At 58.3% G+C, this 25565-nt stretch carries 22 protein-coding genes and 1 tRNA gene; 16 read left to right on the plus strand and 7 right to left on the minus strand.

Annotated elements, in window-relative coordinates; genetic code table 11:
- Positions 1–9: 9 nt before the first annotated feature.
- From N645_RS0101920 to N645_RS0101935, 4 genes are all read right to left on the minus strand, one after another.
- Positions 10–894, minus strand: a complete 885-nt coding sequence (locus N645_RS0101920; RefSeq protein ID WP_024459825.1) for an adenylate/guanylate cyclase domain-containing protein — start codon at positions 892–894, stop codon at positions 10–12.
- 84 nt (positions 895–978) lie between these two features.
- Positions 979–1500, minus strand: a complete 522-nt coding sequence (locus N645_RS0101925) for a GDYXXLXY domain-containing protein (protein WP_024459826.1) — start codon at positions 1498–1500, stop codon at positions 979–981.
- Entirely contained in the window at positions 1493–2545 is a 1053-nt protein-coding gene (locus N645_RS0101930) for a DUF4401 domain-containing protein (protein WP_024459827.1), read from the minus strand. The genes N645_RS0101925 and N645_RS0101930 overlap by 8 nt, the downstream gene beginning before the upstream one ends.
- Complete coding sequence (locus tag N645_RS0101935; protein ID WP_024459828.1) at positions 2529–3497, minus strand: DUF2157 domain-containing protein; 969 nt, start codon at positions 3495–3497, stop codon at positions 2529–2531. The genes N645_RS0101930 and N645_RS0101935 overlap by 17 nt, the downstream gene beginning before the upstream one ends.
- 332 nt (positions 3498–3829) lie before the next feature.
- On the opposite strand from N645_RS0101935, the gene N645_RS0101940 reads away from it, so the two are divergent.
- From N645_RS0101940 to N645_RS0101975, 8 genes are all read left to right on the plus strand, one after another.
- Positions 3830–4984: a DNA repair exonuclease gene (locus N645_RS0101940; protein ID WP_024459829.1), complete on the plus strand. Its 1155-nt coding sequence runs from the start codon at positions 3830–3832 to the stop codon at positions 4982–4984.
- Positions 4981–7629 (plus strand): ATP-binding protein, encoded by a 2649-nt coding sequence (locus N645_RS0101945; protein WP_024459830.1) that lies wholly within the window; start codon positions 4981–4983, stop codon positions 7627–7629. Before N645_RS0101940 ends, N645_RS0101945 begins: the two co-directional genes overlap by 4 nt.
- A 459-nt stretch (positions 7630–8088) precedes the next feature.
- Positions 8089–8661, plus strand: a complete 573-nt coding sequence (locus N645_RS16495; RefSeq protein ID WP_024459831.1) for a hypothetical protein — start codon at positions 8089–8091, stop codon at positions 8659–8661.
- Positions 8662–9002: 341 nt separating this feature from the next.
- Positions 9003–10322 carry a DUF6351 family protein gene (locus N645_RS0101955; protein ID WP_369755115.1) on the plus strand — a complete coding sequence of 440 codons (1320 nt, stop codon included), beginning with the start codon at positions 9003–9005 and terminating at the stop codon, positions 10320–10322.
- Between the two features lie 19 nt (positions 10323–10341).
- On the plus strand, positions 10342–10746 hold the full coding sequence (locus N645_RS0101960) for a hypothetical protein (protein WP_152521630.1): 405 nt from the start codon (positions 10342–10344) through the stop codon (positions 10744–10746).
- Positions 10747–10948: 202 nt separating this feature from the next.
- Entirely contained in the window at positions 10949–13306 is a 2358-nt protein-coding gene (locus N645_RS0101965) for a TonB-dependent receptor (RefSeq protein WP_238559181.1), read from the plus strand.
- Between the two features lie 66 nt (positions 13307–13372).
- Positions 13373–14050 carry a response regulator transcription factor gene (locus N645_RS0101970; protein WP_202960768.1) on the plus strand — a complete coding sequence of 226 codons (678 nt, stop codon included), beginning with the start codon at positions 13373–13375 and terminating at the stop codon, positions 14048–14050.
- The gene (locus N645_RS0101975) at positions 14050–15303 is read left to right on the plus strand and encodes a HAMP domain-containing sensor histidine kinase (RefSeq protein ID WP_202960761.1); all 1254 of its coding nucleotides are present in this window, start codon (positions 14050–14052) and stop codon (positions 15301–15303) included. Before N645_RS0101970 ends, N645_RS0101975 begins: the two co-directional genes overlap by 1 nt.
- 72 nt (positions 15304–15375) lie before the next feature.
- On the opposite strand, the gene N645_RS18140 is transcribed toward N645_RS0101975, so the two are convergent.
- Positions 15376–15552, minus strand: a complete 177-nt coding sequence (locus N645_RS18140) for a hypothetical protein (protein ID WP_193744940.1) — start codon at positions 15550–15552, stop codon at positions 15376–15378.
- 67 nt (positions 15553–15619) lie between these two features.
- Entirely contained in the window at positions 15620–16354 is a 735-nt protein-coding gene (locus tag N645_RS0101985) for a Crp/Fnr family transcriptional regulator (RefSeq protein ID WP_024459837.1), read from the minus strand.
- A 135-nt stretch (positions 16355–16489) separates the two neighbouring features.
- On the opposite strand from N645_RS0101985, the gene N645_RS17670 reads away from it, so the two are divergent.
- From N645_RS17670 to N645_RS0102010, 5 genes are all read left to right on the plus strand, one after another.
- Positions 16490–16654, plus strand: coding sequence for a DUF1328 domain-containing protein (locus N645_RS17670; protein WP_024459838.1), 165 nt, complete (start codon positions 16490–16492; stop codon positions 16652–16654).
- A gap of 219 nt (positions 16655–16873) precedes the next feature.
- Complete coding sequence (locus N645_RS0101995; protein WP_024459839.1) at positions 16874–17974, plus strand: hypothetical protein; 1101 nt, start codon at positions 16874–16876, stop codon at positions 17972–17974.
- A complete protein-coding gene (locus N645_RS0102000; protein WP_024459840.1) occupies positions 17971–19290 on the plus strand; it encodes a phospholipase effector Tle1 domain-containing protein in 1320 nt (439 codons plus the stop codon). The genes N645_RS0101995 and N645_RS0102000 overlap by 4 nt, the downstream gene beginning before the upstream one ends.
- Before the next feature lie 61 nt (positions 19291–19351).
- On the plus strand, positions 19352–20302 hold the full coding sequence (locus N645_RS0102005) for a DUF2931 family protein (protein ID WP_024459841.1): 951 nt from the start codon (positions 19352–19354) through the stop codon (positions 20300–20302).
- A gap of 174 nt (positions 20303–20476) precedes the next feature.
- A complete protein-coding gene (locus N645_RS0102010; RefSeq protein WP_024459842.1) occupies positions 20477–20782 on the plus strand; it encodes a CopG family antitoxin in 306 nt (101 codons plus the stop codon).
- A gap of 55 nt (positions 20783–20837) precedes the next feature.
- Here the strand turns inward: N645_RS0102010 and N645_RS0102015 are convergent.
- Positions 20838–20924 (minus strand) — tRNA-Leu (locus N645_RS0102015).
- Positions 20925–21337: 413 nt separating this feature from the next.
- Between N645_RS0102015 and queA the strand changes: the two genes are divergently transcribed.
- The 3 genes from queA to secD all read left to right on the plus strand — a co-directional run bounded on the left by queA (position 21338) and on the right by secD (position 25554).
- A complete protein-coding gene (queA, locus tag N645_RS0102020) occupies positions 21338–22417 on the plus strand; it encodes a tRNA preQ1(34) S-adenosylmethionine ribosyltransferase-isomerase QueA (protein WP_024459843.1) in 1080 nt (359 codons plus the stop codon).
- A gap of 15 nt (positions 22418–22432) precedes the next feature.
- Complete coding sequence (tgt, locus tag N645_RS0102025; protein ID WP_024459844.1) at positions 22433–23551, plus strand: tRNA guanosine(34) transglycosylase Tgt; 1119 nt, start codon at positions 22433–22435, stop codon at positions 23549–23551.
- 125 nt (positions 23552–23676) lie between these two features.
- A complete protein-coding gene (gene secD, locus N645_RS0102030; RefSeq protein ID WP_024459845.1) occupies positions 23677–25554 on the plus strand; it encodes a protein translocase subunit SecD in 1878 nt (625 codons plus the stop codon).
- Positions 25555–25565: the final 11 nt, after the last annotated feature.

Consider the following 25565-nt stretch of genomic DNA (forward strand, 5'->3'; position numbering starts at 1 on the left):
TGATTGGAGTTACAGTCGGTAGTGAATCAGCCATTCACCGGCGCGCTCCGCCGGTTGTCCGATGGAGATGGTGCCCGAACCGAACAACGGAAACTCTTCCCGTCGCAGGTACATTTCCGGCTGATCCGGGCCCGAGACGTAGGTGCCGTTGGTACTGTGATCCACCAGCACGAACTTGCCGCGCCGGAAAATCACATGGCAGTGATCCCGCGAGGCCAGCCCGGACTGAATGTGCAGGTGAGCCTTGATCGGGTCTCGGCCGATAATATAGGGCGTCTGCTCGGGGTGAATGGTCAGTTCTTCATTACCGAGTGTCAGGTGTAGTTGGTAGCGGCTCATTTTTCCGGCGATCTCTTCGATCGACATCACCGTGGTGGCGCTGTGGCTCTGGGTCGGGGTTTCCCACTGCAGGCGGTAAATCAGGCTGTGCCGGGTTTCGCCCTTGACCGCCACGCGGTCAAACTCCTGACAGTGCTCCCGGGTGACCCCCTGAAGCGCATCCACCAGCGTCTGGGTGAGCACAATCTGGTTGGCCCGGGCCACCTTGGCGACAAAAGCCGCGTCGTTGACCGCCTCCCCAAACACATCATTGTCATCCAGCAGGGCCGGACCAAAGGCAATACCGATACGTAGCGCCACCCCGGCATGGCGGGCTTCCCGCTGCATGGCAACGGCAGCGTCGCAGGCGGCCTGAGCGGTATCGAAGCGGGCCATCACCTCGTCCCCGAGGGTTTTGACCACATGTCCCTGATAGCTCTCGGTCACGTGCGTCATGATGTCGATGGCACCGTCCACTGAGCGCTTCGCTAACAGGTTGCCAAGACGCTTATACAGGGCTGAACTGCCCGAAACGTCGGCAAACATGATGGCTAGTGTCCGATTGATGGCGGTCATGAGACGGTAGGCTTCTCCAGTACGACTCGTAAAGGTGAATGATAACGCCTGGCGCCCCGAAAACACAGGTACCCGGCAAAATCCCTACCCATCCACCGGATCCAACCTCACCAACCCGTCATCATGCAACCCAACCAACAGGGGCTCGCCTTCCTCATTCACTCGAAACCGCCCATAACGGGCAGCCTCATAACGCTCGGCCTGTCCCTCCTGAAAAAAGAAGGCATTGGTGGCAAACAGAATCCGCCCATTGCGGTGCCGAAAGAACAGGGCTCGCTGATTGTCCTCAAGCGCTGTGTTCGAAGCGGCGAGCCGAACAAAGTGCGCCACACCCCGTTCATCCAGACGCACCACCGCATAACCCTCGGAAATCTCCTCCCGCTCACTGTCTGCCGGGCCATTGGAATCGACGGCGTCACGTATCTGATTGCCGATTTCAAAACGGAGGGTCATGTAATCCCCCTGCATCAGCGAGCGCGGGTCCACCGGGGCGAGCTCGAGATACATGATTTCACCCTGGGCCAGGTGCTGCTCCTTCTCATAAATGGAAAAATTGACGAGCACCAATATGGCCACGGCGGTGACCAGTGCTATTCCCCTACGCATCGGTTACGTCTCCAGGGTGGCTGGCCGACCAACGGTTCAAGCCATAACGCACGGCGAGAAAAAACAGTCCGAGAACCAGCAAAGTGAAAGATTTTTCCAGTAGGGTCAGGTCCAGACGGTAATAGTAAGTGGAAATGGAAAAAAGCAGAGACAGTACGCCCAGCCCCATCACGATCCGGTGGCTGATGGCAAACCCCAGCGCAATCAAGGCCGCGCCCTGTGTCAGACCGAAAGCATAAGATGAGGCCAGACAAAGAAGCACCAAGGTGACCGCACTGATAACCAATGCGCGTCCAGTCAGCGCCATTGGGTTCACGCGGATCACCCGGTAGGCCAGATAGCCAAGCGCGGCGTCGGTCAGCCACTCGCCCAGCCAGTGGGGAAACCAGGCGATTGCGAGGCTGTCTTCCACCAGCTCGGGAAAACGGATCAGGTACTGCATAACCAGCAGCCCGAGCGTCAGTCCCATGGCGATGCTTTTCAGGGCGTTGCGGTGCTGAGGGTAGTGAAATTCGTTCAGCCAAAATACACAGGTGATGCCCAATACGACGGGCGGAATACCGTACACGGCTCCCGTTTCCACGCCGATAAAAAACAGGGATAAGCCCGCAAACAACGCAGAAAATATTCGGTGCAACTGACTCGCCATCAGCACGGCAAGAGCCGAATGCAGGATCAACATGCCAACCCAGAACAGGGCGTTGATGTCATCAAGCCAGTAAGCGATCGCATAGGCGACCAGCAATTGACCCGCGAGGCTGGAGGCCAATACCAGTTGCTCGAGGAAAACACTCTGTCGGTGAAGCAATAACCCAAAAGCGCCACCGATCAGCAGTAAACCCAGCACCAGGGCGATGATCGGCTTATCCAGCGCCTGAATGAATCCCAGGCCGAGAAAACCCAGAAGAAACAGCGCGGCCAGCCAACCACCGATTCCCTGAAGAACAAGCAGATACCAGGGAATCACCGGCCCTTGATCATTGCCCGGCTTAAGGTCGATACCGGCTTCGGCGAGGCGGCGCTTTGCGTCAGTGTTCTGGTTCATGGTGCATAAGCCGGTTCAGATGAATCAGCCACTTCACCAGGGCCGTGGTCGAGCCGATGGTGATGGCGCTAAGCAGAAAGAAGACACCGTCTTCCTGCAGGTCGGTGTGCGCAATGAACAACCCGTCGATGACCACAATCACGGAGAGGCAGCCGCCGGCTAGCATAAACAGGTCAGGTTTGAGGTGCCGGTAAACGCCGTAAATGGCCGCTAACACCAGCGCGTAGATCAGTAGCTCGGCACTGATCAGGGTGTCCGAGCTGCCTATCAACGCCAATATGGTGGCCGCCATCCCGACGCCGGCGGCAATCAGGCGCTGAGCCCATCCGGTATCGAGCCAGGTCAATCGGCGGGCCGCCAGCTCCCACCCAATCAAACTCAGGGTATTGATCACCAGCAACGCCCAGGCCAGGCTGGTTTCCCCGGTCAGAATCCAGACTGAGCCGAAGGTCCCGTGATAGAGCATCGTGCCCAGGTTCCAGAGCCCGGTCACCAATACCCAGAGTGCGGGCAACCGGGCAATCAGCGCCCAGGGCAGAATCATCAGGCTCCAGGTAAAAAACAGCTGCCAGGGGTCCGCGCCGGTCTGATAGGTCTGACCAAACAGGGCCAGTAAACCACCCACCACCAACGCCGCGGCAAACAGTGCCGCTTTCGCCACCAGCCCTCGTCCACCTTTCCAGACATAAGCGCTCACGGCGATAAGCAGCGCCAGCTCAACCAGCGCAAACCTACCCAGATGACCCAGCTCGGTCCAGTTGTAAGCAATAAAAAACAGCAGCGCAAAGCCAAGCGCCAAAGCGCTGAGCCAGAGCAGAAGATGATCGAGGAAACGTCGCCAGCGGGGCAGGGAAGGATATAGGCCGAGCAACGTGGCCGCGTGCTGGTAATCAGCAGGAGCGAGTTCCTCCTGCTCAATCAGATGATCCAATTGTCGGCGCGCCGTATCCATGAAAGCAGGTCCGTGTTCGTTTTCAGGCAGTATCCACAAGCCAACCAACACCGTCAAGCACCCATGCCGCCCGTTGTCCATCGTGCGGCTAACACCCGAAATCTGCGTAGGGCGGATAAGCGCCCAAAGGCGCGCATCCGCCGTAACCCACCCCAACCACATCCACCGCCCCCTCGTAGGTCGGCTTAGCGCAAAGCGCGTAAGCCGACAATCTCCCACCCAAACCCTGCCACCCAGCGGCCGTCATCTCCAAACCCTATGGCAACCCATGCAACTTAGGTACACTCTCCACTCGTTATAAAATGCTCGCTTGAACCGACAGGGATCGCCCCATGCCCCGCTTTCTCCACACCGCCGACTGGCAGATCGGCCGCCAGTACAGCCGTTTCGCCGAAGAGGACGCCTCAATCCTGGCGGACGCCCGCTTCACCGTCATTGAGACGCTGGCTGCACTGGCCACCGAACAGGCCGTGGATGCCGTCCTGGTCGCCGGGGATGTGTTCGATGCTCAGAACTTATCGGATCGGACCATCCACCGCACCTTTCAGGTTATGGCCGGCTTTACCGGCCCCTGGCTGCTCCTCCCCGGCAACCACGACGCCGCCCTGGCGGAAAGCGTCTGGACTCACGCCCAGCGCCTGAGCGCCGTGCCGGACAATGTCGATCTGCTACTGACGCCGGAAGTCCGCGTCTATCAGGACCTGGGCTTTGCCGTACTGCCCGCGCCCCTGACCCAACGGCAGACCTACAACGACCTCACCGAATGGTTTGATCGTGCCGACACCCCCGAAGGCCTGCTACGCATCGGCCTCGCCCACGGCAGCGTCGAGGGCCAACTGGCCGAAGAAATCGACTCCACCAACCCCATTGCCGCCGACCGGGCCGCCACCGCCCGGCTGGACTATCTCGCCCTGGGGGACTGGCACGGCTACAAAACCATCGACGCCCGCACGCGTTACAGCGGCACGCCTGAGCAGGAGCGATTCAAAGACAATGGCGCCGGCCAGGCCTTGATTGTCGATATTGAACGGCCCGGTGCTGAGCCTCAGGTACAGGCCCACACCACCGGCCAGTTCCAATGGATAAAGCACCAGGGCACCCTGGCCGCAGGTGTCGCCAGCGACCTGGATCGGCTGATCGCCGAGCTGGACGCTCTGCCGCCGCGCTCGGTGGTGGACCTGACGCTGGATGGCGAAGTTGACCTGTCCGGCTACCAGACGCTGCTGCACTACCTCGGTGGGGCCGAGGCCCGCCACCGCAGCTTTCAGTCTCACCTGTCCGGGCTGAACCTGATCCCCACCGAGGAGGATATCGCCGCACTGCACGCGGACGGTTACGTGGGCGAGGTTATTGGCGAGCTGCGCGAGCGGCAGGAAGGCCAGGGCGAGGAAGCCGACACCGCCCGCACGGCCCTGGCGATACTGGCCGGCATGCTGCGTGAAAATGGCACGACTTCCGAGAGCGAACAGGTGGAGAGCGCCCAATGAAGTTGACCCGTCTGCGTCTCGACCAACTCAAACAGTTCCGCCAGCCCCTGGAAATCCGCGATCTCACCGACGGCATCAACCTTTTTGTCGGCCCCAACGAGTCTGGCAAAAGTACCCTGGTGCGCGCCATCCGAGCCGCCTTTTTCGAGCGCTACAAATCCAGCAGCGTGGACGACCTTCAGCCCTGGGGCGACACGTCGGCCACCCCGGAAATTGAACTGGAGTTCGACTGGCAAGGCAAACACTGGACGCTCAACAAGCGATTCCTCGGCAAAAAACGCTGCGACCTCAAAGTCGGCAGCCAACACTTCAGTGGCGAAGAGGCGGAAGAAAAACTCGCCGAAATGCTCGGCTATCAATTCCCCAAACGCGGCGGCAGCAAAGCCGAACACTGGGGCATTCCCGGCCTGCTGTGGGTAGAGCAGGGCGCGGTGCAGGACATTCAGGGCCCGGTCAACCACGCGGGCGAACACCTGCAGTCGGCACTGGGCCAGAGCCTGGGCGAAGTGGCCAGCACCGGTGGCGACGAGCTGATCGCGCGGGTGGAAAAAGAGCGCGCCGAACTGCTGACCACCACCGGCAAGGAAACCAAAGACTACAAAAAAGTACTGGAGGACTACCGGCACAGCCAGGAACGCCTCGACGCCCTGAACCAGTCCGTCGAGCAGTATCGCCAACAGGTGGATCAGCTCGGCGTATTGATCGAACAAAAGCAGACCGTAGATGCCGCCCGCCCCTGGGAAGAGCAGCGCCGAAAAGCCGACGCTGCAAAACGCCAACTGAGCGAAGTCCAACGCTGGCAGAGCGAACAGCGACAGGACCAGCAGGCCCTGGACACCTGCCGCCAAAGCCAGGCGGTGTATCGCCAGCAACTGCAAGACTTTGAAAACCAGCAGCACCAACTCACTCAGCGCGCCGAAGACAAAGCCAAAGCCGAAGCCCAGTTGCAGGAATGCCGCGCCCGCCGGCCCCAGTTGGAAAAACGCCGCGCCGACGCCGAGCAAGCCTATGAGCGGGCACGGAGCTTGCGCGAGCAAGCCCGCCACCAGGCGGAACGCGCCCGGCTGCAACAGCAGATCGACGAACTGGCCGAACGCCAGCGCCAACAAGCGGACGCGCTCAAACAGGCCAACGAACTGCAAGCGGCCTTAAAGGAACTGCATACTCAGCAGCCCGCCAAAGACATTGACCCGACCGCGCTGGCCCAACTGAAACGCACCGAGCAGGCGCTGGCGGAACTGGTCATCCGACAGAAAGCCCTCGCGACCCGCTTGAACTACGAACTGGAACCGGAACAATCCATCACCGTCGGCGAAGAGACCGTCACCGGTGAGGGTGAAACCCTGCTGGTGGAAGCGACCGAGCTGCACATTCCGGGCATCGGCCGCTTGCGCATTCAACCCGGCGGCACCGACGTCGCCGACCTACTGCGCCAGCAGGAAGCCCTGCAATCCGAGCAGGCAAATTTACGGCGGCGTCTCGACGTTGCGAGCTTCGAAGAGGGCGAGCAGCGCGCCGCTGAAAGCCAGCGGCTGGCGCAAGCTATCAAGCGCGAACAGGCGCGGCTGGACATTCTCGCCCCCAAAGGCGTCGACGCCTTACGCACGACCGCCGAGCAGGACGTCGCCCGCCTGGAAGCACTGCGCGCACAGTGGGCGCAATTGCCCGAAGTGCAAGCCGACGTAACCTCCGAAGAAAACGCCGAGGCCGACCTGGAAGCGGCCCGCGCCGAACTCAAACGAGCAGAAGACGCCCTCAACCAACACCAACAGCAACAGTGCTTGGCCGAGCAGGCCAGTGCCAACGCCCACGCCGAATGGGACAAACTCAACGCCGAACTGCAAGCGCCGGATCGCAAGGCACGCGAAGAGCGCGCCAATAAGGAACTGACCGAGCTCAAAGCCCGGGAGCATCAACTCACCGCCGCCATCGACGCCCGGCAAAAGCAGATTGATGCCGCGCAGCCTGAAGTGCTTGAGCAGGACATCGAACGCTTTACAAAGTCCGCAAATGCGATGGAAACCCAGGCGCGAGAGCGGGCGCAAAGCATCCGCGACCTGCAAGTGCGCCTGGAAGAGCAGGGCGCCCAAGGCCTGGAAGAAAAGCGCGATGAAGAAGCGCAGATCAACCAGCGCCTGGCCCAGCGCCGGGATGAACTGACCCGGCGCGCCCGGGCGCTGGACCTGTTGCTCAACCTGCTCAAAGACAAACGCCAGGCGTTGACCCGTCAGTTGCAGGCGCCCCTGCAGAAACACCTGAACCACTACCTGAAATTGCTCTTCCCCCAGGCCCACTTGAGCGTGGACGAAAACCTCATGCCCACCACCCTCACACGCCCCCAGGGCACGGGAGAAGAGCAGGGTGATCTGCCGTCCCTAAGCTACGGCGCCCGGGAGCAGATGGGCCTGATCAGCCGCCTGGCCTACGCCGACCTGCTGCGCGAAGCCGGCAAACCCACCCTCATTATCTTGGACGATGCCCTGGTCCACAGCGACGCCCAGCGCCTGGACCAGATGAAACGCATCCTGTTCGATGCCGCCCGCCGACATCAGGTGCTACTGTTTTCCTGCCATCCGGAGAATTGGAGGGATTTGGGGGCTACGCCGAGGGATTTGCAGGGGTTGAAGGTGGGCGATAGTCTTTAGCCTGGCGGAGGCAGCGGGCAGGTTATAGGAGTGTAGAGGACGGGCCTTTTCTTTCAATCGTAAGGCCTGACCCATGATTTGATAAAAGGGAAGCGGCTGTTGGTATTACTGACTCCCGGAATAAAAAGGGAATTTTCTATAACTAATAAATCGTTGTCATATGACAACAAAAAAGCTTAAATAACCCTCGGAGGCAAAGGATGGCAAGACCAAAACACCCGAAACCGGCCATTGAAGCGGCGATCCAATACGCGGAGGGCCGTGGTTGGCGCTATAAGCCGTCAGGGAAAAGCGCCCACGCTTGGGGTGCGCTGCTGTGCCCTCATAATGACGGCGACTGCCGGTGTGGGCGCTTTTGCCGGAGCAGCATCTGGTCGACGCCCAAAAATCCCGAAACGTTTGCCCGACAGGTTCGCCAATGGGTCGATAACTGTATTCACGCGCACCAAGGTTCAGACGATGAAAACCTATAACTTTGTTCTGCATTTCGACTTGCCGAACGCCAAAGCGGACCCGGAAGGCTACCTCGATGCGCTGTTCGAGGCGGGCTGCGATGATGCGCTGGTTGGCACGGGTGAACCCGGTGTCATTGCCCTGGACTTCTGTCGCGAGGCCGAAGACGCAAGCTCGGCGTTGGTCAGCGCGGTATCGAACGTACTCACGGCCATTCCGGGCGCGCGATTGACCGAGGCGGGGCCGGACCTGCTTAACCTGTCGGAAATCGCCGAGTGGATATCAGAACAAGTGCAACCGGTCACCCGGCAAGCGATCAGAAAATACGCCAAGGGGGCCCTGGCCAAAACCACGGTACGATTCCCGGCACCAGCGGTAAGCAGTAGCTCGCCCGTATGGCATCTGGCCGACGTATTGGTCTGGATGAAAGAGAACAACAAGGTCGATGTATTAAAAGCAGCTCCATTACTGGAATCGACCCAGGTCATCAAAACATTCAATGCGGCCGTCTTAGCGTCATCGCTGGATAAAGCACGTGATGCCCGCCTGATAGAATTGGCGCACCGCGTCGCTTCGTAGGGCACCCACGCGGTCCACTTTATTAGAGCTAAAATACCGGAACTTTCGACAGCCTACTAGCTTGTTTCTCTCGACTGTTGGGGGCGCGATAAAAAGGAGCGAAAACGATGAGCCGATTCATGATTGGACTCGCGGCATTGGCTGTCGCGGGATGTGGGACAAACGTGCTTTCCGGCGGCGATGCCTTGACGGTCAACAACGCCTGCTCGGCAATGACCAATCTTGACATGGCGAACACCGAAATCACCAGCGCCGAGGAAAAACCGGTCGGTTCATTCAACTTCGGCGACGGCCCCGCCAGCACGACGGTGGAGCTGCCGGATCACTGCTATGTCGAGGGCATGAGCAATGAGCGCGAGGGCGCTGACGGCAAGACTTATGGCCTCGGTTTCGCGCTGGCCATGCCGGTGGACTGGAACGGCCGCTTCCTGTTTCAGGGCGGTGGCGGACTGAATGGCACCGTGCACCCGCCGCTTGGCGGCAATGCGGCCGGCGACACGCCGGCCCTGGCGCGCGGTTTTGCGGTGATTTCCACCGATGGTGGGCACAAGGGCGAGCACGGTTTCGATGCGTCCTTTATGGCCGATCAGCAGGCTGCGCTCGATTTTACCGGACAGTCCGTGGCCAAGGTGACCGAGCTGGGCAAGGAAATTGTGAAGGCGTATTACGGGCAGGCGGCGCACCATACCTATATTTCCGGCTGCTCGACCGGTGGTCGCGAGAGCATGCTGGCCGCGCAGCGCTACCCCATGCTGTTCGACGGCGCCGTGGTCGGCGCGCCGGCCATGCGCACGGGCAACTCGAATTTCGCCCTGCGCAAGGCGGTGGTGGCCTTTAACGAGATAGCGCCCCGTGACGAGGAGGGCAATCCGCAAGTTGGCCGCGCCTTTTCTCCGGCAGAGCGCCGCGCGGTGCATGACGGGCTTCTGGCGCAATGCGACGGTCTGGATGGTCTTGAAGACGGGGTCATCGCCAATGTCCGTGGCTGCGACTTCGACCCCAACCGGCTTGTCTGCGAGGAAGAGGGGGACGATTCGTGTATCTCACAGGCGCAGGCGGACGCGCTCGACAAGGCCTTCGCGCCGCTGGTCAACAGCGCCGGCTACGAGATCTATCCCGCCTTTCCCGTCGATACCGGTATGATCGAGGGGAGCATGACCTATATTCCCGGTGAGAACTTCTTCTCGCCCGGCGCCAGTGCCCAGCAGACCGAGATCGATATCGATGCCGAAGATGCGCAGCTGCGCAATGATCCGATGCAGTCGCGCACCGACAGTTACGGCTGGACCAACTTTTCCACCTTCATCAATCGCGGTGGGAAGATCCTCTTCTATCACGGCGTCAGCGATGCTTGGTTCTCGGCCTACGACACGCTCGGGTTTTATCAGCGGGCGGGTGAAGCCAATGAAGGCTGGAGCGAAGCCAGCCGTTACTACCACGTACCCGGCATGGGCCATTGCGCCGGTGGGGCCAATACCTACGATTCCGTTGATCTGCTGAGCGTAGTCGTCGACTGGGTGGAAAACGGCGAAGCGCCGGAGGATGTCATCGCCTCCCGTGAAAACCCGGAGCCCGCCAGCCGAAAGCTCTGCGCCTATCCGGAGCATCCGCACTATATTGGCGGTGATGAGGCGTCTGCCGATAGCTATGAGTGCCGGTAAAGGGTAAGCGTTGGTTGTGATGAAAAGAGCTCTGGCAACGCTACTGCTTCTTCCCCTCGGTGCCGTTGCCGGCGATCTTCAACCCTTTGAGACCGATGGGTGTAGCTCCTTTCCGGACGGCACAGTCCAGAATAACGAACTCTGGTTATCCTGCTGCATCGCCCATGACTATGCCTATTGGCAAGGCGGTACCTACAGGGACCGTATGGATGCGGATAATGAATTGAAGCATTGCGTTGCCGACGTAGGTGAGCCAGAAGTCGCGTTGCTTATGCTGGCAGGGGTCAGAGTCGGTGGTACGCCCTTTCTGCCTACCGGGTTTCGCTGGGGGTATGGTTGGCCGTATCTGAGGGGTTACAAAGCGCTGACTGCGGAAGAGTTGGGGCAGATACGCGCACTGGAAGGGGAGGGCGAACCCTTGTAGCCCCAGACGGCTGGCTCTGCCCCTCTCCGGAGCATCCGCACCAGGCTCTGGTGGAGCCTTCACATTTCAGCGACGTTTTAGTCACATTGACGCTGTTAACCTCCGAACGTTTCATCTACCCATTACGGTCGATTCTCGGAGGGAAGGCAATATGAGCAGGCGATATAGCAGTATAGGCAGGCGTTTGAGACAGGTATTGTGGTTGACGCTGTCGGTGTTCCTGATGGGGTTTCCACTTCTGACCCACGCCGCCGAGGCCCCCGGTGCGCTGACGATCGTTGTGAAAGATCAGACTGAGCGGCCGCTCTCGACTGTTCAGATCACGCTCACGGAGCGGGAAACCAACGCCACGCGATCAGTAGAAACCGACGCACAAGGTCGTGTTGTCGTTGAGCAGCTCGACCCCGGCCTCTACACGGTAAACGTCGCTAAAGGCGGGTTTGCTACCGCGTATGAACCCAGCATCCGTGTGATTACGCGCAAAAATGTCCAGATTGGCTTCGAACTCAGGCCGCAGACGATTGAGGAAGTGCTGGTTCGAGCACAGCAAGCGGATAGATCCGCCGTTGCCTCAGCGTCCAGCACCTATCTCGATAGAGAGGCGTTGCGCAGTGCGGTTGGCGGTGGCGCCGATCCGCTCCTCTCGCTGGACGGGTTGCCAGGCCTGGCATCCACCGGTGAATTCGCCAACTTTAGCGTACGCGGCCGTGGCCCTAGAGATAACCTGCTATTCGTAGATGACTTCCCGTTCGATAAGGCGGTGCACTTTGATGCATCGCTGGGTGAAGACGAAGATGTCGGAGGTGGCGGTCGTTTCTCGATCTTCGCGCCGAACGTGATCAGTGGTGCCGAGTTCTCACCGGGAGGGTGGGGGCCAGCCTATGGCGGTAAGGCGGCATCGCTACTGAAGCTGGAAGTGGCCGATGGCAATCCAAGCCCTTCAGCGAGTCTGCGCCTTGACCTTGCGGGCTTTGAAGTTGGCTACGACGGCCCTACCGGTATCACTGAAGACTCTACGATGCTCGTTTCGGCCCGACGACTGGATTTTGGTGCCTTATTTGAAACCATCGAAGAGCTGGATATTGGCGATCCTGTCTTGAGAGACATCATCGTCAAGTCGGTTGTACCCATCAACGAGAATCATACGTTCGAAGTTCTGTTGATGGATACCCACGAAGACTATACTCGCGGCGTCACCCATGTTTTTGAATCGCCCAACTTCGAGGATGCGGCGCTTCAGGATTCTGAACAGGACAGTGATCTGTACGGACTGACATTGCGGTCTTTGATTGGTGAAGACGCCGTTCTGACCAATAAGGTTTACTACCGAAAAAGCGACAAAATCAGTTCAGAGGGCGAAGCATTTCCTGATCAAGTGCCTGAGGGATCACCGGCGTCCAGCTTTCCGGTGCGCGAGGACATTATTACCATCGGTGAAGGTGAAACGGAGACCGGCTGGCGAAGCGATTTTGAGACCGTGAATACATGGGGTCTATTCAGTGCGGGTGTTCGGCTGACGCAAATTGAACTCGATTACAACACTGTCCTCGATGGTGACTGGAGCCGGTTTGTCTACGACAGCGATGATTTCCGGCCAGACCCTGAACAGCGCTATATTGTGCTGACTCCCGAGAATATCAACTCTTCAGTCAATCGGAAAGAAACGAGCTATGCGGGCTACGTGGATCAGGTTTTTGAAGTCGGTGATTGGGATTTTGGTACCGGCGTGCGGGTCGAGCGGGACGGATTTTCTGATGACAGCTTCGCCTCACCAAGGTTCAGCGTCAACTGGCGGCCGAATAAAACGGTTCGGTACTTTGCGACCGCAGGGCTCTTTCATCAGTCGCCGCGGTTCCTGGAGCTTGCCGCCAACGAGTCAAACGATCTTGAGAACGAAGAAATTACGCACAGAAGTATCGGTGTCAAGTATTTCCTGAACAATAATTGGTCGGTGTTGACGGAGGCCTATTATCAGAGTCTCGATAACCTGGTGGTCGACCAGGATCGCACAAGCGGTGTCTTTACCAATAGGGGGGAAGGCACATCGTACGGCGTTGATTTCGTGGTGAACGGTACCCTTCGTGAAGGTATTTACGCGACCGCAACCTACTCGTACAACGATATAGTCATAGACCGGAAGGATGGTCGCGGTGAAGTGGCCGCCGACTTCAGCCGAAAGCATGTTGCGACCTTCGGCCTGACCTGGGAAATCAGCGACCGCTGGAAGGTCGCCGGGCGCTATAAATACCTTTCGGGCCGGCCAGACGAAGAGTATATTATTCACTCAGACGTGCTGGGACCCGGACAGCCTCTGCGATACTCAAAAGAGATCACTGAGCGTAATGTTGGTCGTAAAGACGATTACAGCCTGGTGAACGTTCGCGTTGACTATCGGCGTGCCTTTGTCCCCATAGATGTGACATCTTTTCTCGATGTCATCAATGCAACGGCCGCGTCTTCGAGTGACGAGGCGGAGTTTGACTACCGCCGAGGCGTTGAAGTAGAAGACAGTAGCGAAGCCGAGCCGCTGATTGGTCTGCGGCTGGACTATGCTTGGTAAATGGGCCTGGTAAATAGCGCCAGGTAGCGGAGGGAAAAGATGGTACGCCAATTGGGTGAAGTGCCGATCAGAGCGCTGATTGTCGAAGACAACCGCGATATTTGCGGGAACATTGCTGCGTACCTTGAAAAGCATAGCTACGTCCTGGATTTCGCCTATGACGGTATAAGAGCCATGAACCTGGCGTTATCGAATACCTACGACGTGATTGTTCTGGACTTGATGCTGCCAGGGATGGATGGCCTGAGTTTCTGCCAGAAACTGCGAGCTGACAGCTCAGTAGGAACGCCTGTGCTTATGCTGACCGCGAGAGACACGCTGGACGATAAGATCAAGGGGTTTGAGGCTGGAGCCGATGACTATCTGGTCAAGCCATTCGCATTGCAGGAGTTACATGCGAGACTTCAGGCGCTGTACAAACGCAGTCACCGGCATACGGATAACCTGTTGACCGTAGGTGATCTGACGATGAACAGGTCTACGCTGCAAGTGCATCGGGCGGGGCGTCGCGTCGACCTTACGCCTGCCGGGATGAGACTACTGGAGCGATTGATGGAAGAGGCCCCGGCTGTTGTGGCTCGCGATGAGCTCGAAACGTTATTGTGGGCTGACGAGCGCCCCGATGGTGATGCGCTTCGCTCGCACTTCTACCGGCTTAGGCAGGCTATCGATGGCCCGTTCGACACCCCGCTGATTCATACGGTGCATCGCATCGGGTATCGAATTTCGGAGCGCGATCACTGATGTACCGGCAGAGCTTGCGCAAGCGTGTCGCCATTGCCTTTGCGATATGTGTTGCTACGCTCAGTGTGGTCTGGGGCTTGGCTTTCTTCGCTGCGATCAGGCTGAGCGAAGATCGTGTACTGGTGAATCAGTTACAGCGTGCCGCCGATAACTATCCAACTCTGATGGCGAACCCTCGCGGATACGATGATGCCTCTGGTTTGCCGGAGTCACTACGGGAGTGGGGGCAGACAAACCCCTCTGAGGGGTTGTACGAGTTCACTGCGGAGGAATTGCATGTCGCGGTAGTGTCTGCTGGCAATGAACAGAACAACGCATTTGTGGTATTGGACGTTGCCGGGATAGAGGCGGCATCGTCAGAGGACTGGTGGTGGCTGCTCCTTATCACGAGTGTTGTGGGTGCGCTCGGTGCTATCGGTTTCGGGCTGGGAATCATTGTGATGCGCAGGGCCGTTGCCCCTGTTTGGCAACTCGCCAAGATGGTCGAGGACATCGACCTGGAAAATCTATCGGCTGGAGATCATAAACGTATAGAGGCTAGCCGGTTCGGCGATGATGAGGTCGGCGTGCTCGCTGAGACCATAGAGAAGACGCTTGAGCGCATCAGCGCTTTTGTGGCGAGGGAGCGATACTTTACCAGCTCAGCCAGTCATGAGTTGCGCACGCCGATCACCGTGATAACAGGCGCGCTGGAGCTTCTGGAGCAAAGCGATCTGTCGACGACCGATGTGGAGGTGCTGGATCGAATAAGGCGTTCGACACTGGACATGAAAACCACGATTGAGATGTTTTTGTGTCTCGCTCGCGAAATCGACGACGGGCTGTACGAGGAGCAGTTTTTGGTGATGCCACTGGTAAGGCAAGCGATAGACCAGCAGCGCTACCTGTTGAACGGTAAGTTCGTGGATGTTGAGATCGACTTTATCGATGTTGAAATCGGTGATCTATCAAGATCAGTAGCCTGCGGACATGCACAGGCTTTTTCTATCGCGGTCAACAATTTGGTGCGTAATGCGTTCGAGCACACGCTCGACGGACAAGGGCCGGTCACGATTCACGTCGAGGAGCGAGTGCTATTTATCACCAACCAGGTACGCAGTGACGCTGATGAACAGCATACGCCGACCGAGGCGTCGTCGCCAAACGGGTATGGTTTAGGGCTGGGTATCGTTCAACGGCTGTGTGAGCGCTACGGCTGGTCGTTTTCATTGCGCGCTGATGAGGTGAGTGTGGCCGCCCGCCTTTCGTGGTGACGATGGTGGGGCCAATACCTACAATTCCTTGTGAGCGCCGGGGCGGCAAAAGCGCCCCGGTTACCGGCTTGGTTAGTCGGTCGCATCATCTACGGCATCGCCAGCATCATCGGCGGCGTCATCAATTGCCTCACCCGCTTCTTCTGCCGGCCCTTGCTCGCAACCAGTTATCAATCCGCCGCCGAGCAACATTAACAAAACCAAAGCCCAAACCTTGGGCTGTGTGGAAGACTTGATCGTATCTAGCATAAATAAGCTCCATTATTAAGTGAGCCGACACAATAAGTACAAAATCACGCAGTGGCAATAACCCAGGTTAAGAGCCAGCGGGACAACGTGGCCAATCCACCAGGGAGTCCAGGTACGTCCTGTTAAACCCGGAGAAGTCCACCATGGCATCCAGATCATTAATGGTGACCACGCCGTCGGAAAAATGCATCCACTGATTTTGCCGAAGCTCTTTCAGGGTTCGGCTGACATGCACTGAAGATAGCCCGAGCGCATCGCCGATGATGGTTTGAGTCAAAGGCAATTCAAACTCGTCGTCAAACTGATTCAAATGCACTTTCATTTCGAGGATAAAATGTGCCAGTCTCTGCGCCGCCGGGCGACGCCCCAGGTTGATCACCCGTTCTGTCAGCATAGCGTGCTCCAGGCCAAGAACCAGGAACAGCAAGTCGGTCAAACGGGGAGACTCGGCAAACACTTCGGTAATCCGTCGTTGGGGGAACGGGCAGGCTTCGACGTCGGTCAATGCAATGAAGTCCGACAGGGAACGGTTGAAGCCAATGTCGCGCACGCCCATCAATTGCCCGGGTAAAAAAATGTCTAACACCTGTCGCTGGCCGTCAGCCAGAACCCGGGTAGAGTAGGCCCAGCCTGATTGCAGGGTGAAAAAGCAGGTGGTTGAGCTGCCCGTCTCACAAATCAGATCGCCACTAGCGTAGTGCTTGGGGTCTTTTTCCAGAGTTCTGAGCAGGTTTTTTTCTTTGTCGGTTAAGTCAACAAGTCGACCAAACTGCTCAATAATGCAGCTAGAGTTGCTGTTCAACGCTCTTTCTCCCTTCTATGAGATCACTCACAAATAACCTGGCTTGTTTTCTACTCACTTAACGTAGGTTAACGCGCCCGACTGGACCCCGCCGTAGTATGGAAATACCACTTACGCAATACAAGGATACTAACTATGTTGTCATGGGCTTTAACATTTTTAATCATCGCGTTGATTGCCGGGGCATTGGGTCTGAGTGGCGTGGCGGGTGCTGCCACCAATGTCGCCTGGATCCTGTTCGTTGTTGGCCTCGTGATCGCCATAATATTTGCGATTTCCGGCCGTCGGCCGCCCGGTTGACTAAGGCCTCCAAGCTCGGCCAATTAAGCACTGGCAAGAGTGATTGTCAAATTGACGGGGGACGGCATCGGGCTGGTAGCCGTAGCCGGTCGCGTGGTGTTCGCCTGTTGTGAGCCTATTCACAAAACGGTAACCGGCGGCCACGCGCAACTAGCGGCTTCTCAGCCCGCTGATTAGACTTCGGTCTGGTTTCAAAGTCTGACCAAGGACGATGCGTATATGGACGACGCGCCACAACTCTATCTTTCCGGCATGGGCATGGTAAACGCCATTGGTGGCTCCGTTTCCATGGTCTGGGCGGCGGCCGGTGCCGGTATCAACCGATACACGCTCTCCCGCTTTGTCGACGATAGCGGCAACCCCATCCGGTTGGCGTCTGTGCCCGATGAAGTGTTTGACCACCCGGGCTGGGCGCTGGATGAGGGAGACTTTCACAGCGAACCGCAAGATCATGCCATCAAAATGGCGCTCCATGCCTTGGGGCAGGTGGCGGAGCAGGGCGCCTTTCCCGAGCAGGCGCCGCTGATTCTGGCCATGAACGAGCCCGAGCTGTGCGCCGACTGCCTTCCCCTGGATAAATTCAAAACCAACCTGGCTCTGGCAGGCCACGATTGGCTGCTGCCGGAATTGTTGCGAAGCCGGCACACGGGCCGTGCGGCGGGTCTGGAGGCCGTGGCCTTCGCCTATGACTACCTGGCGGAGGCCTACCCGCAAGGCATGGTCATTGGCGCCAGTGATTCACCGAATAATTACACCCGCCTGCGCATACCGGAACAGCAAAATCGGCTCCTGACCCTGGGCCCAAACGATGGCTACGCGCCGGGGGAGGGCGCGGCGTTTGTAGTGCTGACCGCAGACCCGGCGAGGGCTCTGGAGGAGAACGGGCAAATTATCGTCGTGCATCCGCCGGGTCTGGCACGGGAGATCGGACATTGGTTCAGCGACGAACCCTATCGGGGCGAGGGGTTGGACGTCGCGTTCAAAGCGGCGCTGGCGGACTACAACGGCCCGGCCATTCACAGTATTTACAGCAGCATGAACGGCGAGCGTTACTGGGCCAAAGAATACGGCGTGGCCATGACCCGCAGCGGGGACCGGCTGGGCGATGACGTCCAGCTGGTGCACCCCGCCGAGTATTACGGCGACCTGGGCTGCGCCACGGCCCCTTCGCTGCTGGCGCTGGCGGCAGTTGATCTGCTGAAGAACACCAGGGCGCAAAGCCATCTGGTGTACAGCTCGTCCGATGCCGGCCTGCGTGGCGCACTGATCGTGGAGAAACGCCCCAAGGCAATGGAAATCAGCAAAGGAGGAGCGATATGACACAGGTGGGCGAGGGCGTGTTTGTGCCCCAGCCGCCCATTAGCGGCGGCGATGAGGGTGACGAGGGCAAGAAAAAGCTCAGTGTTCGGCTGCTGTTGTTTTTTGATGGGACGGCCAATAACCGCACCAATGTGGAGGAGCGTGAAAATAACACTGAGGTGTATCAGGAGCTCCAGGATCAATGGCTTGGGCTGAAAGCCTACCAAAGCTACAACAATGGAAGGTCCAATATTGCTCTGTTGGAAGCGCAGGTTGATGACAGGACGCCACCTAAAGGTTTCGACTATGCCCGGAAATTGTATGTCGAAGGTGCTGGCACCGAGGATCGTGAGGCGGACCATCGCAAGGGGTTGGCGATGGGGACCGGCTCTACGGGTATAGAGGCGAAAGTTACAAAAGGGATCCGACTTGCCGTTGGAAACATACGTGAACTGTTTCAGAACTCCGGGGAGGACTCAACTCTGAAACAGTTGACCATTGATCTATATGGTTTTAGTCGTGGGGCTGCGAGCGCCCGCTATTGTATCCATAAGCTCATGGACGCAGGTGGTGAGCCCATATCCGAGCAGCTGGAGATTGAGGGATTCCCTGCCGATCAAATCGAAGTCAATCTGGTCGGGCTCTTTGATACTGTTTCCTCCCATGGGATGTCGTTCAATAACGATGTGAACGCACTCAAGCTGGACTCGATTCGTAGAGCCAAACGCGTTGTTCAATTGGAGGCTTCGGAGGAGTACCGGAGTAACTTTTCCCTGACTACCATTGATAGTGCTGGAGGGAAAGGGCAACGCATATGTCTGCCCGGCGCCCATAGCGATGTGGGTGGAGGCTACCGGTCTGGTCCCGAGGCTCAGATTGTCTATCGGGGGCATCAGCGGGACCGCCACAGCGATCGGGACTGGCTTCTGGCGCAAGGCTGGTATCGCCCGGAGGAGCTGGGGCTACCCACTTCCCGCAATACGTTGAGCCACGTTATTCATGCCGAGCGGGAACTGGTGAAAACCAGCTATAGCAAAATCCCGTTGGAACTGATGGCGGAGTTTATTCAGGATGAGGGGGTGAGTATGAATGAGCAGAAATTTCCGGAGCTCGTTGATTTGAGCGAAGAGTCTGACGAATTGCGGGAGCTGCAGAGTCGCATACAGGCTTACGTGGCATCGGGTAGTGAGTCGAGACCGGAACATTGGCAGGGTCGTGACCCTTTGCTTCGTATTATTCGCCATCAGTATCTGCATCTTTCTGCGCACTATTCGAGTGTGGGTATGGCGCCCAGACTTCACGAGGGCCAACGTAGGCGAAAATACCATGAAGGTTAAAACCCGGCGCCGATATACTCTGTTATCGGCACTGTTACTGTTACTCGGTTGTGAGGATTCTATGACCAAAGCGGAGTGGCTGGCGTCCGAGTCGGCGCCCAATGATTATCCGATGGAGGTGATCTCCGGAACTTTTCTGTATCCAGGCGAAGATCACGGACTTTACGTCCCCGACGGTAAAACGGTTTATCACGGTTGGGGAATGCCCGTATCTACCCACGTGACAGGGACGGATCAAAAGCCATTGCCGGATCGTTTGCGTATTACTTATTACTCCTACCTTGAGGACCAGTTCTATCGGGGTGAGTTTGATCTTCCCTATGAAGCTATTGTGAGGGGTTTCAAAGAAGGGTACAGCGACCATAAAATCCCGGCCGGCCACTTGACGTATCGGCGCATAACGGTGGGTATGGCGCCTGGCGGGAACGTCGCGGTTTGGCTGGTCGGTATTGGTAAAACCAAGGAAATATTTTTTGGAAAAGCTGAGCCCATTGATTACGACTGGAAGAAATACTGGTCCGACGCTTTTATGAGCGATCATCCAAAGCCGAGAGAGCAATATTTCGAGAAGTCACTGACGGTATTCCTGACGCCAGAGCAGCGAAAACGCCTCGAAACCGAAGGCATACCCTTCGACAAATGGGAGCGGATGCGCACCCGCTACCATTGGCGTCCCGAGTTCTTCCGTATGGCGGGGCCGGATTCCCCGGGAACGATCAATTACCTCAACGGCGAGCTCTATCACTTACGTTACCCCCTCAGCGAGGAAGACGCCGCAAAGCCCAGGCCCTTACCCAAGCGCATGAGTTTTCACAGCGGCAAGTATCTTTTCATCATCCATTTCGATGAAGACGAGATGCTGAACGTGTTCGAAAAGATGGCGGAAGGCGATAACCCGCTCTACCTGGATATCGCGCCGGGAATCCCCCGGTCAGAAACCGCCATCCGGGTGAGAAACCGGGACGATGAGCATATTGACCTTGAGAAGTTTACCGTAGAAGAAATCAACTAGCCTGAGGTTGGTCTCTTGGCACGCAATGCGTGCCCCGCGGCATGGGATTACGGCGGGTGGGCTATGGATAGCACCGAGGCCCGCGTAGGGCGGATAAGCGTAGCGCATCCGCCGTAACCCAACTATGATGATCCCTAGCAGAATCTTAACTGAGTTGTACCTTGGAGGCTGATCATGAGTAAGCCCAAAGTTTCAAAAGAAGAGCAGGAATTGCTTGACGCCGTAGAAGCTGGCGAGTTCGAATCAGTGTTGACCGAGTCTCGCAGAGAAGAGCTGGAGGCTGTTGCAGATAACACTTCAAAAAAAGACAAGCGAATCAATATCCGGATTTCCAATAGAGACTTGACGGCCATTCAGTCGCGGGCGTTGAGAGAGGGAGTTCCGTATCAGACCTTCGTGTCCAGTATCATCCATAAGTATATTTCTGGCTCCCTGAAAGATCTCACAGCGGACCAGCCTAAAAAACGGACGCATCGATAGTTGGCACCGCATGGGTACTTTACGGGATAGGAGTTGAGGTAGAGCTATCAAGAAGTGGTACCAGAGGCCGGACTCGAACCGGCACACCCTCGCGGGCGGGGGATTTTGAATCCCCTGCGTCTACCAATTTCGCCACTCTGGCACTGTCTAAGCCGCTATGTGCTTTAGTGCGGGTTTCAGGTCTTTACCAGCGCGTTGCGCTGGCCCTGCGGTCGCTCTCGGGCTCCTGCCCTTCGCGACATTTGTACATCCTGTACGGCATCTACCAATTTCGCCACTCTGGCACAGGTTTACTGCGTTGCGGGGCGGGATTATAGCAGCGTGCGGGGGTTCGTCAACCAAGGATTTTGGTGGTGGAAGGTTTGGGGCTTTGGGTTGCGGCGGATGCGGGCTTTGCCCTTATCCGCCCTACGCGAGGCTTCGGAGGTTGCGTAGGGGCCGAGCGCAGCGGTATTAATAAGCCCGCATCCGCCGTAAAGGCCCGTGATTTTGTGGCCAAATTCGGGGTTTTCCGGTACCCTTGCGGGCTTTTGAACCTGCCTGAATACACGTCTTATGCGCCGCCAGGATTTTTACTACGATCTGCCCGAATCCCTGATTGCCCGTGAACCGGCCGCCGAGCGACGCGGGAGTCGCCTGCTGGGGCTGGATGGCCCGACCGGGAAGGTGACCCACGGTCAATTCCCGGACCTGCTGGAGCAGGTCCGGCCCGGGGATCTCATGGTGTTCAACGACACCAAGGTCATTCCCGCCCGCCTGTTCGGGATGAAAGACACCGGCGGCAAGGTCGAGATTCTGGTGGAGCGTCTGCTCACCGATGCCCGGGTGTTGGCCCACACCCGGGCGAGCAAGTCCCCCAAGATTGGCAGCCTGATCGTGCTGGAAGACGGCACCCGCCTGGCGGTGACCGGGCGGCGCGACGACCTGTTCGAATTGAACTTCCCGCCGGAGGAAGCCGCGCTGTCGGTGTTGGAGCGTCTCGGGCATATGCCGCTGCCGCCCTATATCGATCGGGAGGACGAGGCCCTGGATCGGGAGCGTTATCAGACGGTGTATGGCCGAAAGGCCGGCGCGGTCGCCGCGCCCACCGCCGGTCTGCACTTTGATGATGACCTGCTGGCCCAGTTGCAGGCCAAGGGCGTCAATCTGGCCTTTGTCACCCTGCATGTGGGCGCCGGAACCTTTCAGCCGGTGCGGGTGGACAATATTGCCGAGCATAAAATGCACAGCGAGGTCATGGACCTGAGCGAACAGGTGGCCGAGCAGGTGCGCGCCACCCGTGCGACCGGCGGTCGTGTGATTGCCGTGGGCACCACCAGCGTGCGCTGCCTGGAAACCGCCGCCGCCCGTGCCGAACCGGGGCAGGGCATGGCCGCCTACCAGGGCGAGACCGATATCTTTATTACCCCCGGCTTTGAATACAGGGCGGTGGATGCGTTGCTGACCAACTTCCACCTGCCCGAGTCCACGCTGATGATGCTGGTGTCCGCCTTTGCGGGTTACCGGCACATCATGGACGCCTATCGCGAAGCCGTGGCTCAGGAGTACCGCTTTTTCAGTTACGGCGATGCCATGTTTATCACCCGCAACCCGGCCGCTCCGCGCGACCTTCCGGGTAGTCCTTCCGAGGGATAACAGATGTCTTCCTTTATGCAGTTTGAACTGGACCGGGAAGACGGCCTGGCCCGACGCGGCCGGCTCAAGTTCCCCCGGGGCGTGGTGGAAACCCCAGCGTTTATGCCCGTGGGCACCTACGGCACGGTCAAGGGCATGTTGCCCCGGGATATTGAAGCGATTGGCGCTCAAATAATCCTGGGGAACACCTTTCACCTGATGCTGCGTCCGGGCACCGAGGTGGTCAAGGCCCATGGCGATCTGCACGATTTTATGCAGTGGTCCGGCCCGATTCTGACCGACTCCGGTGGTTTTCAGGTATTCAGCCTGGGGGATATCCGCAAGATTACCGAAGAGGGTGTGTCGTTCCGCTCGCCCATTGATGGCAGCCCGGTTTTTCTCGGCCCTGAGGAAGCCATGCAGGTCCAGCGGGATCTGGGCTCGGACATTGTGATGATCTTCGATGAATGCACCCCGTACCCGGCCACCGAGGACGAAGCGCGCAAGTCGATGGAGCTGTCCCTGCGTTGGGCCAAGCGCTCCAAGGACGCCCACGGCGACAACTCGTCCGCGCTGTTCGGCATTGTGCAGGGGGGCATGTACGAGTCTCTGCGCCGGGAATCGCTGGCGGGCCTGGAGGAAATCGGCTTTGACGGCTATGCCATCGGCGGCCTGTCGGTGGGCGAGCCCAAAGAAGATATGGTGCGCGTACTGTCGGCCCTGACGCCCCATATGCCCAAAGACAAGCCCCGCTATCTGATGGGTGTGGGCAAGCCGGAGGATCTGGTGGAGGGCGTGCGCCGAGGCGTGGATATGTTCGACTGCGTGATGCCCACCCGCAACGCTCGCAATGGCCATCTGTTCACCCACGAGGGGGTGATCAAGATCCGCAATGCCAAGCATCGCCACGATACCGGCTCTCTCGATCCGAAGTGTGACTGTTACACCTGTCAGAACTTCAGCCGCGCCTATTTGCATCACCTGGACAAGTGCGGCGAAATCCTCGGCGCGCAGCTGCAGACCATCCACAACCTGCGCTACTACCAGCTGGTGATGACCGGGCTGAGGGAGGCCATTGCCGCCGGCGAGTTGGAGGCTTTCGTGGCCGACTTCTATCGGGCCCTCGGTAAGGACGTGCCGCCGCTGACGCCATAAATTACCGGGCGGGGTGCGGCTGCGCCCTGTTCATTACCCTACTTTCATTGTTGTCTTGGGGGAAATCGGTATAATCCGGGCCTTCATCCGTATCCGATACCGTCGAATAAGCCACGGAACCGTTTATGCATAACCGCTACCCGCTCTGGAAATACCTCTTGATTCTGGGGGTTGTTACCCTGGGATTCATTTACGCGCTGCCTAACCTCTATGCGCCCGACCCCGCCGTGCAGATCTCCGGTCAATCCGGTGCGACCACCATGGATGCGTCCACGGTAGAGCGGGTAAAAGAACAGCTTCAGTCCCAAGGCATTGAATACACCGGCGTTGAGCTGGGCGAGAATGCCGTTCTGGTGCGCCTGGCCAGTGAGGACGAGCAGATGACCGCCCGTCGCACCCTGCAGGAATCACTGGGGGGTGATTTTGTGGTCGCCCTGAACCAGGCGCCGACCACACCGGATTGGCTGGTATCTCTGGGTGGTACCCCCATGCGCCTGGGGCTGGATCTCTCTGGTGGTGTGCACTTCCTGCTGGAGGTGGATATCGCCTCTGCCATCGAAACCCGTCAGGAAATCACTGCCGACGAAATGAAGGGTACGCTGCGCGAAGAACGTATCCGCTATAACGCTCTGGAAGTGGATGAGGATCTCAGCATTGTGGCGCGTTTCCGCTCGGCGGAGCTTCGTGACCAGGCCCTGGCCCTGCTGGAAGATGAATATGACACGCTGGTATTCCAGACCGAAGATGCCGGGGAAGAGGACTTCCGCTTTACCGCGCAGTTGAGCGAAACGGCGATTTCTGAAATTGAAGACTACGCCCTGGGCCAGAACCTGGTGACCCTGCGCAACCGGGTGAATGAGCTGGGTGTGTCCGAGCCGGTCGTGCAGCGTCAGGGTGGCAACCGGATTATCGTACAGTTGCCGGGGGTTCAGGACACCGCAGAAGCCAAGCGGGTGATCGGCAAAACCGCCAACCTGGAATTCCGCCTGGAGGCGAGCCCGGATACGCTGGTATCCATGAAAGAAGAGTTCCCTTACCGCAGTGAGGCAGATAGGCAGCGCTTTGGCGGTGCCGAGCTGGAGCGTCAGATCATCCTGACCGGCGATCACGTCGCCAACGCCACCAGCAGCTTCGATGCGGAAACCAACATGCCCCAGGTGAACATCACTCTGGACGGCCTGGGCGGTACCAAAATGCACCGCGCCACCCGGGACAATGTCGGCCGACGCATGGGTGTGCTGTTTATCGAGCACAAAACCCGCACCGAGTTTGAGACCAACGAAGCCGGTGAGCAGGTGGAAGTGCGGGAGAACTACGTCGAGCGGGAAATTATCAGTCTGGCCACCATTCAGAGTGCGCTGGGCAAGCAGTTCCGGATTACCGGCCTTGAGTCCCCGGCGGAAGCCTCCGAACTGGCGCTGCTGCTGCGCGCCGGTGCCCTGGCGGCGCCCATGTACTTTGTGGAAGAGCGCACCATTGGGCCATCTCTCGGGGCGGAAAACATTCAGACCGGCCTGAACTCGGTTGTGCTCGGGCTGGCGCTGGTGCTGGTCTTTATGTTGGTGTACTACCGGGTATTCGGCATTTTTGCCAACCTGGCGCTGGGGGCCAATGTGCTTCTGCTGGTGGCGGTCATGTCCCTGCTGGGTGCCACTCTGACGCTGCCGGGTATTGCCGGTATTGTGCTGACGGTAGGTATGGCGGTTGACGCCAACGTTCTGATTTTCTCCCGGATTCGGGAAGAGCTGAAAGAAGGCGCTTCGCCTCAGTCCGCCATTTACAGCGGTTATGAACGGGCCTTCGTCAGTATTCTGGATGCCAATATCACCACCTTGCTGGTGGCGGTCATTCTGTACGCTATTGGCACCGGTCCGGTACAGGGTTTTGCGGTTACCCTGTCCATCGGTATTCTGACTTCCATGTTTACCGCGATCATGGGCACTCGGGCGCTGGCCAATCTGGTGTACGGCCGCCGTCGCAACCTGAAGAAGATCTGGATCTAAGAGAGCGCCAC

The organism is Marinimicrobium sp. LS-A18, assembly GCF_000463525.1.
Lineage (GTDB): Bacteria > Pseudomonadota > Gammaproteobacteria > Pseudomonadales > Cellvibrionaceae > Marinimicrobium > Marinimicrobium koreense.

Excerpts from the sequence above, each read along its gene's own strand:
- N645_RS0101920 (WP_024459825.1), bottom strand. The coding sequence starts at position 894 with ATGACCGCCATCAATCGGACACTAGCCATCATGTTTGCCGACGTTTCG.
- N645_RS0101925 (WP_024459826.1), bottom strand. The coding sequence starts at position 1,500 with ATGCGTAGGGGAATAGCACTGGTCACCGCCGTGGCCATATTGGTGCTC.
- N645_RS0101930 (WP_024459827.1), bottom strand. The coding sequence starts at position 2,545 with ATGAACCAGAACACTGACGCAAAGCGCCGCCTCGCCGAAGCCGGTATC.
- N645_RS0101935 (WP_024459828.1), bottom strand. The coding sequence starts at position 3,497 with ATGGATACGGCGCGCCGACAATTGGATCATCTGATTGAGCAGGAGGAA.
- N645_RS0101940 (WP_024459829.1), top strand. The coding sequence starts at position 3,830 with ATGCCCCGCTTTCTCCACACCGCCGACTGGCAGATCGGCCGCCAGTAC.
- N645_RS0101945 (WP_024459830.1), top strand. The coding sequence starts at position 4,981 with ATGAAGTTGACCCGTCTGCGTCTCGACCAACTCAAACAGTTCCGCCAG.
- N645_RS16495 (WP_024459831.1), top strand. The coding sequence starts at position 8,089 with ATGAAAACCTATAACTTTGTTCTGCATTTCGACTTGCCGAACGCCAAA.
- N645_RS0101955 (WP_369755115.1), top strand. The coding sequence starts at position 9,003 with ATGAGCAATGAGCGCGAGGGCGCTGACGGCAAGACTTATGGCCTCGGT.
- N645_RS0101960 (WP_152521630.1), top strand. The coding sequence starts at position 10,342 with ATGAAAAGAGCTCTGGCAACGCTACTGCTTCTTCCCCTCGGTGCCGTT.
- N645_RS0101975 (WP_202960761.1), top strand. The coding sequence starts at position 14,050 with ATGTACCGGCAGAGCTTGCGCAAGCGTGTCGCCATTGCCTTTGCGATA.
- N645_RS18140 (WP_193744940.1), bottom strand. The coding sequence starts at position 15,552 with ATGCTAGATACGATCAAGTCTTCCACACAGCCCAAGGTTTGGGCTTTG.
- N645_RS17670 (WP_024459838.1), top strand. The coding sequence starts at position 16,490 with ATGTTGTCATGGGCTTTAACATTTTTAATCATCGCGTTGATTGCCGGG.
- N645_RS0101995 (WP_024459839.1), top strand. The coding sequence starts at position 16,874 with ATGGACGACGCGCCACAACTCTATCTTTCCGGCATGGGCATGGTAAAC.
- N645_RS0102000 (WP_024459840.1), top strand. The coding sequence starts at position 17,971 with ATGACACAGGTGGGCGAGGGCGTGTTTGTGCCCCAGCCGCCCATTAGC.
- N645_RS0102005 (WP_024459841.1), top strand. The coding sequence starts at position 19,352 with ATGACCAAAGCGGAGTGGCTGGCGTCCGAGTCGGCGCCCAATGATTAT.
- N645_RS0102010 (WP_024459842.1), top strand. The coding sequence starts at position 20,477 with ATGAGTAAGCCCAAAGTTTCAAAAGAAGAGCAGGAATTGCTTGACGCC.
- queA (WP_024459843.1), top strand. The coding sequence starts at position 21,338 with ATGCGCCGCCAGGATTTTTACTACGATCTGCCCGAATCCCTGATTGCC.
- tgt (WP_024459844.1), top strand. The coding sequence starts at position 22,433 with ATGCAGTTTGAACTGGACCGGGAAGACGGCCTGGCCCGACGCGGCCGG.
- secD (WP_024459845.1), top strand. The coding sequence starts at position 23,677 with ATGCATAACCGCTACCCGCTCTGGAAATACCTCTTGATTCTGGGGGTT.